This window comes from Aulosira sp. FACHB-615, assembly GCF_014698045.1.
Taxonomy (GTDB): domain Bacteria; phylum Cyanobacteriota; class Cyanobacteriia; order Cyanobacteriales; family Nostocaceae; genus Nostoc_B.
Map to the genome: position 1 here is coordinate 38,079 of NZ_JACJSE010000014.1, position 13,096 is coordinate 51,174.

Annotated in this window: 9 protein-coding genes; 8 read left to right on the plus strand and 1 reads right to left on the minus strand. The window is 40.6% G+C overall.

The window, feature by feature from the left end:
- Window positions 1-138 precede the first annotated feature (138 nt).
- From H6G77_RS20960 to H6G77_RS20995, 8 genes are all read left to right on the plus strand, one after another.
- A complete protein-coding gene (locus tag H6G77_RS20960; protein WP_190872633.1) occupies window positions 139-1,329 on the plus strand; it encodes a sensor histidine kinase KdpD in 1,191 nt (396 codons plus the stop codon).
- A 199-nt stretch (window positions 1,330-1,528) separates the two neighbouring features.
- Entirely contained in the window at window positions 1,529-2,212 is a 684-nt protein-coding gene (locus tag H6G77_RS20965) for a response regulator transcription factor (protein WP_190592548.1), read from the plus strand.
- A gap of 219 nt (window positions 2,213-2,431) precedes the next feature.
- The gene (locus tag H6G77_RS20970) at window positions 2,432-3,697 is read left to right on the plus strand and encodes a DUF4255 domain-containing protein (RefSeq protein ID WP_190872634.1); all 1,266 of its coding nucleotides are present in this window, start codon (window positions 2,432-2,434) and stop codon (window positions 3,695-3,697) included.
- A gap of 105 nt (window positions 3,698-3,802) precedes the next feature.
- Window positions 3,803-5,794, plus strand: a complete 1,992-nt coding sequence (locus H6G77_RS20975; protein WP_190872635.1) for an ATP-binding protein — start codon at window positions 3,803-3,805, stop codon at window positions 5,792-5,794.
- 163 nt (window positions 5,795-5,957) lie between these two features.
- The gene (locus H6G77_RS20980; RefSeq protein WP_190592545.1) at window positions 5,958-7,517 is read left to right on the plus strand and encodes a DUF4157 domain-containing protein; all 1,560 of its coding nucleotides are present in this window, start codon (window positions 5,958-5,960) and stop codon (window positions 7,515-7,517) included.
- Window positions 7,518-7,753: 236 nt separating this feature from the next.
- On the plus strand, window positions 7,754-9,337 hold the full coding sequence (locus tag H6G77_RS20985; RefSeq protein ID WP_190872636.1) for a hypothetical protein: 1,584 nt from the start codon (window positions 7,754-7,756) through the stop codon (window positions 9,335-9,337).
- A 99-nt stretch (window positions 9,338-9,436) separates the two neighbouring features.
- Window positions 9,437-9,943, plus strand: coding sequence for a hypothetical protein (locus H6G77_RS20990; RefSeq protein WP_190872637.1), 507 nt, complete (start codon window positions 9,437-9,439; stop codon window positions 9,941-9,943).
- A 129-nt stretch (window positions 9,944-10,072) separates the two neighbouring features.
- Window positions 10,073-11,479 (plus strand): DUF4157 domain-containing protein, encoded by a 1,407-nt coding sequence (locus H6G77_RS20995; RefSeq protein ID WP_190872638.1) that lies wholly within the window; start codon window positions 10,073-10,075, stop codon window positions 11,477-11,479.
- A gap of 265 nt (window positions 11,480-11,744) precedes the next feature.
- Here the strand turns inward: H6G77_RS20995 and H6G77_RS21000 are convergent, their stop codons facing one another.
- The gene (locus H6G77_RS21000) at window positions 11,745-13,064 is read right to left on the minus strand and encodes a D-alanyl-D-alanine carboxypeptidase (protein ID WP_190872639.1); all 1,320 of its coding nucleotides are present in this window, start codon (window positions 13,062-13,064) and stop codon (window positions 11,745-11,747) included.
- Between the last annotated feature and the right edge of the window lie 32 nt (window positions 13,065-13,096).

The window sequence follows — 13,096 nt, forward strand, 5'->3', positions numbered from 1 at the left end:
TTTACAAGCTGTAGAGTAAGCTGATTTCGTCCGTATTTATACAGTAAGAAGCATAATTTCTCCAAGCAAAAATATTTGAGATTGGGTAGCATTTCTAATGCTTCTGAGTTGCTATAGTGTTTCGGAGTGTAAAATAGGATGAGGGTGGCTACACAAAAATTAACCTCTCAATTGCCGCGACCTTGGTTGGTAAACAATTTAGAAAATAAACTGCCAGAGTTAAATTTTTACCAAATTTGTCAGCTGAATATTCAACAATTAAAAGCCTTGTTGCCAAATGTGGCTATCTGGACGGTTTATTACGATTTAGCAACAGAAAAACGGCAGATAGTGGCAGAGTATAGCACAGAAGATTTATGTTCTGTGCAGATGACACAGGATGACCAAACAAATTCTTTTACGTCTGGGAAATTCCATCCAGATTTTGCATATTTGCAAGCAGAAACTTGGTGGCGAGATGATTTACCAGTTCTACAAGTTACGGAATTGGCAGTATCCGGCGTTTATCATAGCTATGTTTGTCGGATAAGTAAACAGAGTTTGGCAATCGGCGAATATATATTGATATGTACTCATAAATTGCTGTCTGCGGAACAGCAACAGTTACTGCTGGGGAATGCTCAAATATTAAGTAATTATTTAGTGATTTGTCGAGAGCGATCGCAACAACAACAAGAAATCTTAGCTTTATCTCAAATTCTCGGACAAGCAGAACATCAACTGAGAAATCCTTTAGCATTGATTAATCTCTATGCTGAAAATCTGCGCTTGGCATTACCAGAGGGTAGTTTACAAGAACAAGCAATCTTGATTCGCCAAACTGTCGATGAGTTGAGTGCGAAATTAACTGATTTACTTTACCGGGGACAACGGGCAAACTTAAACTTAAAAAAATATAATTTGCAAACAATTACTAGGGAATGTATTAAAACTTTACAGCACTTACTAACAGAAAAAAACTTAACAATTCAATATCCTGAAGAGCCTGTATATGTCACAGTAGATAACTGGCAGATGAAACAGGTGTTTGATAATTTATTAGGAAATGCGATTCATTTTAGTCCAACTGGTGGGACAATCACTTGTAATTGGTGCGCTTATAGTCATGAAGTGTTAATAGAAATTTGCGATCGCGGTTCGGGAATTGCACCAGAAGATTTGAAGCAAATATTTAAGCCTTATTATTCTCGACGATTCGGTGGTACAGGTTTAGGACTAGCGATCGCCCAAAAAATTATCTTGGCACATCAAGGTAACTTATGGGCAGAAAATCTCCCCACAGGTGGCGCTCAATTTTCCTTTACATTACCCCATAAAAGTCAAAAGTAAAAAGGTAAAAGTAAAAAGCAATCAGATTTAATATAGCGTTTTTTATTCCAATGAAATATATTCATCTAGCTTCTAGCCTCTATCTCTTTACTGTACTCAACCGAGCAACGCTATATTGCCAGCTTCTCACAGTTTCAGATGGTCTGCTAATTCAGATTTTAGACTCCTGACTTCTCTTAAATATCCCAGGCACACTACCATGAATCCTAAAAAAGAGGTAATCTCGATTCTACTTGTTGATGACGAACCGCATTTTCGTCAAGGAATACGCACCTTATTAAACTTTTATACAAGTAGCAGTAATATAGGATTAAATGTAATTGGAGAAGCTGCATCTGTTGAACAAGCAGTAAAATTAACTGTTGAACAACATCCAGCGTTAATCTTACTAGATTTAGAATTACCGCCAGAAAACGGCATTACCGCCCTAAACCGTCTGGGAGAATTATCTTATAACGGCAAAGTATTAATATTATCTGCTCATCAACAAGATGAATGGATATTTCGTGCTATGCAGGCTGGTGCTTGTGGTTATGTATTTAAAGACCAATTAGCAACCCAATTGTGCGAAGCTATCAATACTGTCATTAATCATCAAGTTTATTTACCACCAGCCGTCGCCACTGCCTTTTTTAGATTATTTCACTACTACACAGGCAATTCATTAAACTTTGGTAATCATTGTATTCATCTCACAGAAAGAGAACAAGAAGTTTTAAATTGGTTAGTTCAAGGTGCTTCTAACGAACAAATCGCAGGACATTTATATATTACAGTCGCCACAGTCAAAGCACATTTAACAGCCATCTTTGAAAAATTAAGCGTCACCAGCCGCACCCAAGCTATTGTCAAAGCTTTAAAACTCGGTTTGGTTTGTCCATGATTAAGTGCTGAGTTGAAAGTGCTGAGTGCTGAGTGCTGAGTGCTGAGTAATATATGAATAATAACCAGGAGTTTATGAGAAAAATGTTGAGAGACAAGTTGTTAAATATTATTCAACTAAAATCATTACTTTTTACTTTCAAAAACTTTAATGTCTCACTTTCTTCATTACCTAACACTATAAAAATTCACTCAGCACTCAGCACTCAGCACTATAACAATGAGTAACCATTTAGCCATCGCCACTGTCACCGCAACTTTGCAAAGAACATTGCAAGCCAGTGTTCAAATAGATGTGGATGGTGCGCGAGTGACAACCCTAAGACCAGACCGCTTGAATAATGCTACACCAGAAGCAGGCGTGAACATTTATCTTTATGATATTCTGCTGAATAGTGCTTGGCGGAGTGCTGATTTAAGACAACGCTATTCTGATGAGAAATATACTAAACGACAGCAAACAGGTTTAGATTTATACTACTTGTTGACTTGTTACGGTAACGATGTAGAACTAGAACCACAGCGCCTTATGGGTAGTGTTGTTCGCACCTTCAACAGCAAATCGATTCTTACCCAAGCAATGATTCAAGAAACCGTCAGCGATGCAACTTTGACATTTTTAGCTGATTCTAATTTAGCCGAACAAGTAGAAGCGATCGCCATTTCTCCCGTTGATTTGAATATCGAAGAAATTTCCAAAATTTGGACGGTATTTTTTCAAACACCTTATGCTTTATCATTAGCTTATAAAGCCAGTGTGGTGTTAATCGATAGCGGTGAACTTCCGAAAAAACCCTTACCTGTCCGCAATCTTCAGCGTCATGTTACACCATATCAACCTGTGATCGCCCAAATCAAAGTAGTAGAAGAAATAGCAAAAATTTGGCAAACCCAATATGCAGCTACATCCTTAATTCTGGCTGACAGTACATTATTAATTCAAGGAAATAAATTAAGCGCAGATATTACCCAAGTCCGCATCGGTGATATCACAACCACTCCCCAAGATGTGACAGACAAGCAAATTACCTTAAATCTAGCTACTATCCCGGTAGAATCTCTCAGGGCTGGTGTCCAGAGTTTACAAGTAATTCATCCCCAAGCTAAGGTAAATTCTAATGTTGTACCTTTCTTATTACGCCCGACTATTTTAGATATCACTGTATCTAATGTACATGGTAGAGGCAATGAACCGCGATCGGCTGATATAACCATTACTGTTAACTTGAATATTGAAAAAACACAAAAAGTCACTTTAGTTTTAACAGAACTTTCCCTCACCCAATTTACTGGTTATTCTACTGAGCAAACCAAAAATCGCCGCAATAGTTCCAACTCAATTACCTTTGCAATTCATGATTGTTTACCAGGAAGTTATTTAGTCCGTTTGATTGTAGATGGTGCAGAAAGTTTATTCACAGTTGATACAGACTCCAACAGTCCCACATTTGAACAATATATCGGGCCAGTAGTGGTTATTTCTTAAATCAAGGGAGACAGGGGAGACAAGGGAGACAAGGGGGAGATGTTTATCAAACATTTAGGATTGCTATAGAAAATAGCTAAACTTTTAAAGAAGGATAAATACTAAATGCAGTTGCAAGTCAATAATTATAATTATTTGATGAATGAACTAGCTGTAGTTCGGACTTTATTAGAAAATAATCAAGAAAATTTGCCATTAGAATTGAATGCTAAAAATAATTGGAATAATGCTGCACTAAATAATCTTTGTCGGATTTTTAGTTTGACAGATTTTGAACGTTATATTTTACTATTGTGCGTTGGTATGGAATTAGACCCAAATTGGGGTTTTTCATGTACCAATGCACCAGGTGGTGTGGGTAAACCTTATCCAAATTTTATGTTGGCTACATTAGTTTTACCTCAAGCACATTGGAATGCTTTAACACCTGATGCACCTTTACGACGTTGGCAGTTAATTCAAATTGCGGAAGGTTCTGGTTTGAATCTCAGTCCCTTACGAATTGATGAGCGAATTTTACATTATTTACTAGGGTTGAATAATTTGGATGAGAGATTACAAGGTGTGGTGAAATTTCTGGAAACTCAAAATATTACCCATGTAAATTCCCATCAGATTTTGGCAGAACAATTAGCAACAACTTGGGCAAATACTAGAGGAGAAACAACCTTACCAATCATTCAATTATGTGGGGATGAAGTAAGTAGTAAAAAAGCGATCGCCTCTACAGCTTGTCAGCTACTTAATCTTAATTTATACATCATGTCAGCAGGTGCAATTACTAACCTGCGAACCAACGAAATCAATGATTTATTGCGGCTTTGGGATCGAGAAGCTATGCTCACCAACAGCGTACTACTATTAGATTGTGAGGAAAGTGATAGTAACGATGCTGCCAAAGAAAGTGCGATCGCTCGTTTGATGACAAATATCTCCAGTCCCCTCATTATTATTAGCCGTGAACGCAGGCGATGTACCCAAAAACCAATAATTGCGATCGACGTTCCCAAACCCACCACCGCCGAACAACGCATCATCTGGCAAAATGCTTTAGGTGAAGTAGCCACCACCCTCAACGGTCACGTAGATATCCTAGTTTCTCACTTCAGCCTCAGCGCCGCCACTATTCACACAGTTTGCACAGAAGCCATAGGTAAATCAAAACTCACCAATCAACTCCCCACTCCCCACTCCCCACTCCCCACTCCCCACTCCTCACTCAGCACTCAGCACTCAGCACTCAGCACCCTATTGTGGGATACCTGCCGTTCTCAAGCGCGATCGCGTTTAGATGAATTAGCCCAACCAATTGAATCAGGTGTCACTTGGGATGATTTAGTTTTACCAGAAGCCCAACGCCAAGTTTTACGCGATATTGCAGCCCATGTCCGACAACGGGCTAAAGTCTATGAACAGTGGGGATTTGGCAACAAAGGCGGTAGAGGTTTAGGGATTAGTGCCTTATTTGCGGGTGCTAGTGGTACAGGTAAGACAATGGCTGCTGAAGTCATAGCTAATGAACTGCGTTTAGATTTATACCGTATAGATTTAAGCCAAGTTGTGAGTAAATATATTGGCGAGACAGAGAAAAACTTACGCCGCGTATTTGATGCAGCAGAAGCAGGCGGCGCAATTTTGCTGTTTGATGAAGCAGATGCCTTATTTGGTAAGCGTAGCGAAGTGAAAGACAGCCACGATCGCCACGCTAATATTGAAGTCGGCTACTTACTCCAACGTATGGAATCTTACCGAGGATTAGCGATTCTCACCACCAACTTAAAAGCTTCCTTAGACCAAGCATTTCTGCGCCGGATTAGGTTTATCGTCCAGTTTCCCTTCCCCGATGTCACCCAACGCAACGAGATTTGGCAACGCATCTTTCCGCAGCAAACACCCACCCAAGATTTAGACTTTAGTAAATTGGCAAAATTGAATGTATCTGGTGGTAATATTCGTAACATTGCCCTGAATGCCGCCTTTTTAGCCGCCGATGCAGGGGAAGCGGTAGAAATGAAATATATTTTACAAGCTGCTAAGAGTGAATACGCAAAATTAGAACGACAGTTGACAGATGCTGAGGTCAAAGGTTGGATTTAGCAGAATTATATTTCAGGTAGTAAATTAAAATGCGATCGCCTGCTTTTAACTCTGTGAACAATGGTAGCGATCGCTAACTAATTCCTCAAAAATAATGCCAAAATTGATACTAACTACGTCTGGATGATTAACTACTACTTCACAGATTGGGAGAGTTGAGTAAATGTATACAAGACAATACAAAACAAAAAAAACTTCGACAAATTCTGCTGAAACCTCAACCACCAATCAATTCGCACCACGCCGTTTTGTCGTCCAGCCAGATGAAGAAATCACCAACAACCAAACCTCTGATTTGCAGGCTAAATCAGGCAATAAAAGAAACCTGCCAAATATATCTGTATTTCCTAGCAGTGTGACTCTGCAACCATCACCTATTCAAATGAAGCTTACCATTGGTCAACCGGGTGACAAATACGAACAGGAAGCAGATAGGTTAGCAGCAGATGTTGTTCAGCAAATTAATGCACCAGAAACTCAACAAATTCAGCGTGAAGTAGCACCGGAAGAAGAAGAAGTCCGTATGAAACCCATCTCCGGTAACATTCAGCGTGAAGCAGCACCGGAAGAAGAAGAAGTCCGTATGAAACCAATAGTGCAGCGTTTGTCTGGTGCAGGTGGAATGACTGCAAAACCTGATTTAGAACAGTCAATCCAACAAGCCAGAAGTAGCGGACAGCCACTAACAGAAAGTATCAGAGAACCAATGGAACAAGCCTTTGGCGCTGATTTTAGTGGTGTAAAGATTCACGCTGATGCTCAATCTGACGAGTTAAACCAATCAATTCAAGCAAAAGCCTTCACCACAGGAAAAGATATTTTCTTTCGCCAAGGAGAATATCAGCCAGGAAACCGTGGAGGACAGGAATTAATCGCCCATGAATTGACTCATGTAGTGCAGCAAAGTGGTGGTACGTTAAAGATATCAAAATCTTATGAGCAAGCTATCCAAAGGTTTAAAGACACACTAAATGATACCAGTGATGTCACAGAAGAAGACATAAAAAATGCCCCAAAAGAAAAACTTGAAGAATGGTTACGTAGAGAAGAATCTGATAGCTGGGATGACGAAGGAAACGATCTCGTTCCAACTCCAATAGATAAGGACAGAATAAAAGAGGCGATTGTAGCGATTGAAAAAGCAAATGCAGAGCAAGAAAAATTGAAAGAACTCGGTGTTACTGCCGAACAACTACTTCTTTTTCAAAACATAACGGAAGAGGCTCAGATAATCAAAAAATGTGCCACAACCTGTCAAAATAAAGAATGGAACTTAACAGTAGTCCTGAATTCTCTACAAGGATACAGCCAAGAAGCTCGAAAAACTGCGTTAAGTGTGCTGGCTAAAGGTGAGGTAAACGACACAGAAGCACTGACTACTTTGGCAAGCAACTGGAATGATATGCAGGATAAATCAACAATTAATATCAAAATCAAAACTTTGATTACTCTGATTAAAAGTAAAGCCATCGTAGTGGAGGGTGGAACATACAAAGTTCCTGAACTTACAGGTACAGAGGATACTGCATATACTTTCTACTTCAATGCTGTACAGCGTCTACGTATCAATCCAGAATGGCATGTACATATTACCAGTAGCAAAGAATTAAAAAGACCTGGCTTCAAGAACAAGGGCGACAAGTACAATGTAGGGCCGGGAACCCGCGACGAAACAAAAACACAAGACTCCAAAGAATTGCTGCAAGTATGTCAACAATTCTAATCATCTCCTCAGTAAAGATTTCTGAGATCAAATAAATTTTTAGTTGGCTGAGGATAACAGATAGTTAGTAAAAATTGCTTTAGGATTTTTGAGGGTGATCGCTATCTATGTAAACAAGAGTATCAATATGAGCGATCGCTAATTATCTTCAGTAAGATAGTGCCAAACTTTGACAACAATTTTACCGCAAACCGACGGTGGTTGTTCTGCTGCACAGAAATATCTGGAGGATAACAATGTATCACAGACAACCCAAAGCAGCTAAAACTTCTCCAAATCACTCCGATGCAATAGTTAATCCATTTGCACCCCGTCCTTTTGTTGTCTCCACCGAAGCAGACGATAGCACCCAAACGCCCAATTTACAACCCCAGGCAGTTAAAAATAATACATCAATTTCTTCAAAAAACTTTGCCAACATCCCCGTTTTTCCTCCTGGTTATCAACCACCGCCACCGCCACGCCTTCAGATGAAACTTGCAATTGGTGAACCAGGAGATAAATCTGAACAAGAAACTGAAACTGTGGTTAAGGAAGCTATGCAACGGCTTGATATACCTGTTGTCATGGCTATTCAGCGCAGTCAAAATCAGATTCTCAACCGAGACATTGACCCTACTCAAGTTCAAGATGGGACAACGCCAATTAACCCCCAAGATATCGATTTAGAAAAAATTGGTCATGGCTTGATTTATGACGACGTTTTGACAGATCAAGATAAAGAATGGTTGAGAGAACAAGGATTTCACGAACAATGGTTTCCTGATGGTAATGTCGTCAATGCTGGTCAGGGATTGAATTATGGATTATTGTTACCGACAGAACAAGGAGTCACAGCCGGAAAACACCCTGTGTTGGCGTTTCGTGGAACCAGTGATTTAGCAACAGCGTGGCAAGATTTAGATATTAACTCTCCTGGACATGGTGGGATTCAGAATTTACTCAAAGAAGTTCCCACAGGTTACATCGGTAGTCTCGTTTCAAAATCAGGCAAAATAGATGTTACAGGTCACAGTTTAGGCGGCGCATTAGCTCAACATTTTGTTGGTACTCATCCAACTTTGGTGAGACGACTGGTAACATTTCAATCCGCCGCGCCTAATGCCAAACAATATCACAACAATATTGAATCGCTTCCAGAAGAAGAAAGACCAGAGGTAGTTCACCACATTGCTAAAGGCGATATTGTAGATTTAGCCGGAGGAGAACATCTCAAAGGCACATTTTTTGAACATGATCTAGAAACTTCAGGATTAGCAAATTTCTCTACACTCGCCAGAATCAAACAAGCACACACCTCTCAGCTATTAAATACTGAAGATATGGTCGGTGAAGGAGGTCATGGTAGTCATGCTAAAAATATCACCATGATGGAAAATGCCACTCGTCCTTATACAAAATCTCGATTAGTCGAAGCAGGTAGAATGATGGCACTCAATAAAGGTACTGCTGTTGCGGGTGGCTTGTTAGTGGGTGCGGCGGGATTAGCAGGGACAGCAGTAGAAGTTCCCACCAGATTAGCTTACCAAGGTGTGAAAACAGCCGGAAGTGCGATCGCCTCTGGTGCATCAATAGCCGGAAATGCAATCGCCTCTGGTGCATCAATAGCCGGAAATGCGATCGCTTCTGGTGCATCTAAAGCTGGAAGTGCGATCGCTTCTGGTGCATCAATAGCCGGAAATGCGATCGCTTCTGGTGCATCAATAGCCGGAAATGCGATCGCTTCTGGTGCATCTAAAGCTGGAAGTGCGATCGCTTCTGGTGCGTCATCTCTTTATGAAACTGCCACTAATTTCTTCTCTAAGAACAACCAAGAATAATCCGATAGCCTTCCTATTTGATATCCAAATAAAATAGACAAGGGAGACAAGGAAGATAGATATTTGTAAACCATTTATGATTGCTATATGAGTAGTTATATGAATAACTCATTGATATTTGAGCGTCATTTTAGTGAAAAACTTAATATCTCACTAGAAATTCCTCAAACTTGGCAAAAAATTGCCAATCATCATTTAGATGAGCATACCGAAGGATATTTTTATCCTGCACAATCAGCACATAATCCCCAAATTTTTATTAAAAAAATTGTTATTCCAGAAACAGAACAACATGAACAAAACTTTATAGAACTCGCAGATGAGTTACTAAAATTACCATTACAAAAATTACCGCCAGAACAGTTTGAAATAATTTCTCAAACACCAACAAAAATTGATAACTATTCAGCGAGATTAGATATTTTTGTGTTTCAACCTCCTGATGTTGAACTGCCCATTACACAATATCAAGTTTGTTGGCAATGTCATCACCTTGTTTATGGATTAGTTGCAATGGTAGAGTCAACCGCAGAATTAGAATATTTACCAATTTTCGCCACAGTTGCAGGTTCAATTAACTGCCATCCTGATGTTAGTAGCAAATGATATATGAACAATAGTGTCGATTTTGGCGATCGCAATTAATCTTCAGTAAGATAGTGCCAAATTTTGACAAACCTTCTGCCGCAAAAATACGGTGTGTTTTGTGTTGGCAAAAATATCTGGAGAAGAAAAATGTATAAGCGACAAACCAGTAAAGGTCAATCATCTACAAATCATGATGCACCAGCAAATCAATTTGCACCCCGTCGCTTTGTCATCCAACCCCAAACCGAAGAAGCAGAACAAAAACCAGCAGATTTACAAGCAAAATCACAAACAACACCTGTTAATCACCTTGCCAATATTCCAATTTTTCCCCCTGGCTATCAACCACCGCCACCGCCAAGAATCCAGATGAAACTTAGCATTGGTGAACCTGGAGATAAATATGAACAAGAAGCTGACAAACTAGCACAAGATGTAGTACAGCGAATCAATTCTTCAGAAACTCCACCAGTACAGCTACAACCAGAAGCAGAAATCAGAAAAAAATCGTTCATACAACGGCTATCAAATATAGATGAAAAGAGTGTAACACCAGATTTAGAAGCCTCCATCCAACGAATGCAAGGTAGCGGACAGCCGCTTGCAGAGACTATCAAAGCACCAATGGAACAAGCATTTGGCGCTGATTTTAGTGGCGTGAAAATTCATACAGATGCTGAGTCTGATCAGATGAACCAATCGATTCAGGCAAAAGCATTTACCACAGGTCAAGATATTTTCTTTCGCCAAGGAAATTATGAGCCGGGAAGTAGAGGTGGACAGGAATTAATCGCCCATGAATTGACTCATGTAGTGCAGCAGGAAAAAGACAAAGTTAGCCGGAAAATAGATAACGGAGTAGTAATTAGCAGTGTGCCGATACAAATCCAAAGAGCAGGTGAAAAGATTGGTGGAGGCATAGCTGAACTATACGTGCCGGATACAGCGACAACAACAGTCTGCTTCTTTGGTCATGGCGTATATAATAACGACATCGCAGCAATTGACGGAGTAGCATTAGGATATTTTTGCCCCCACCAGTCAGCCCTCAACTCAAATCTGTCAATGATGGAGCAAGGCACTTTATACGATGCTAACGTTCATGATGAGGATGGAAAATGGCATAACTACACACTGACAGAAGCACATATTGGCTTAGATGACAATCAGGCGAAAACTAACTGTAACACCAATAACTCAGCACTTGCTCTAATTACATCTGCTACAAGTACAGAAGCAATAGTAAATGCTCTAAAAGCAAAGGGCTATACAGTCCTTAAAGCAATCCATTGTCGAGAGGTGAATGGCGTAGATAATCAAGAGTGGGATCCAACTACAGACCAGGCAATAGAGGTTGAGCAGGTTAAGCAAAAAGAAGAAACAGTAGACAGAGCAAGTCTAAATGGCAAATTTGACATCACTGGTGAAACCATAACAGAAACAACGGAAATTAATCAGGGTGATGTCTATATGGATAGTGCAGATGCCTATGACACTGCGAAAATAGTAGTGAAGGTGGACGGCTCGAATTTGCAGGTCAAACAACATCCGTAATGGAGTTGCTTATCACCATAGAGATTAATAAACGCATCTCAAGTATGCGTAAGTCCTGCTATGGTGGAAGCGATCGCACCCATACCAAGAAAATTAACTGAAGATTTATCCGTAGAGCAAATTTTAGATCACAAATCATTCACCAAAAAAAATGCTCTACGGTTCTTCATAGTAATTGCCAGGGTGCTTGGGACATCAACAGACAACAAAATACTTTTAACTCTATAACCTGTCACCTATACCCTGTCACCTGTCACCTACTTTACTAACCTCTATACAAAATTTCGTTGCGACTAGTAGCGCCTAGTTCTGGCAAAGAGTTAGCGGGTGAGTGGGGAGTAATAGCGGTGGGAATTGCGGGAACTACTTCTAGTTCTTTCACAAGACTTTGCAAGAACTTATCTTGTTCTATGCGGTAATTTGAGACGAAGGGGCCACGGTTGAGGATAGCAAACCAAACTAAACCGCGATCGCGTGTTGGGATGACACCAGCTAATGCACTCACATCACGAAGTGTACCAGTTTTCATCACAGTACCGACGGGCATGTGTCTGCTGTGTAATGTTCCCCGACGATCAAACCCAGACATCGGAAACAAATCTGCTAAATTCAGGTTGTGTGCTGCTGCTTGCTGTTGAATTGCCATTAACATCGCACAAACAGCCCTGGGAGAAATGCGATTTTCTGGGCCGAGTCCAGAACCATTGATTAATTGAATTTCTGACTCAGGTACTCGCGCCAGATAAGCTGCTGTTGATTGCACTACACCTGCACCACCTACTGATTCTGCCAGCATCTGTGCCATTTCGTTATTGCTGTAAACGTTCATTTCTTTGAGCAATTGGCGCAAGGGCAAAGATTTATGACGCACTAGCAAGGTTTGTTGGGGTGTTTGAGGGGCAACTTTGACAGCACCTGTAATTACAACTTCCGGTTTGGGTGTGCCTTTAGGCATGATGGAGTAGATATAATTAGCTGGACGAGTCCAAGTTTTATGGTTTAGTGCTTGCTTCACCATCTGACCAGCCAGTAGGGGGTGACGTTGGAAATTCATGGCAAAATTGCCTGTAATTAGCAAGTTCCCTTTTACTTGCTTAATACCCATTTTATTGAGTGTATTGCCCAGGGCGATCGCTTCTTCCCAGACAAACATCGGGTCGCCACCACCAGCAATGACCAAATCACCCTGCACTACCCCATTGACTACAGGCCCGGTAGTCCCTATTAAAGTTTCAAATTGATGGTCTGGCCCCCAAGTTTTTAACGAAACTAGGGAAGTGGCAATCTTGGTTAACGAAGCCGCCGGTAATGGTGTTGTTCCTTGATGATTAGCCATGAGTATTGGCCCAGACTGTAACCAAACTCCTTGGCTTTCGGCTAAATTTTGGGCAACTAATTTAGATTTAACTAGTCCTTGTAAGTATTGCTGGACGGTAGTTACGCCGGTGGGGTTGGGATCAGCAGCCAGAACCAAGCCAGGGTTTGCTTGCCCAGCTAATGCTTCTAAAGCATCAGAAGGCTTAATTTCCACCCCAGCCATTTCCAGCCACAGAGAAACCAAACCCGAACTTAATAATTCCAGCATTTCTTACTCCCCAAATTCTACGATATGATTCG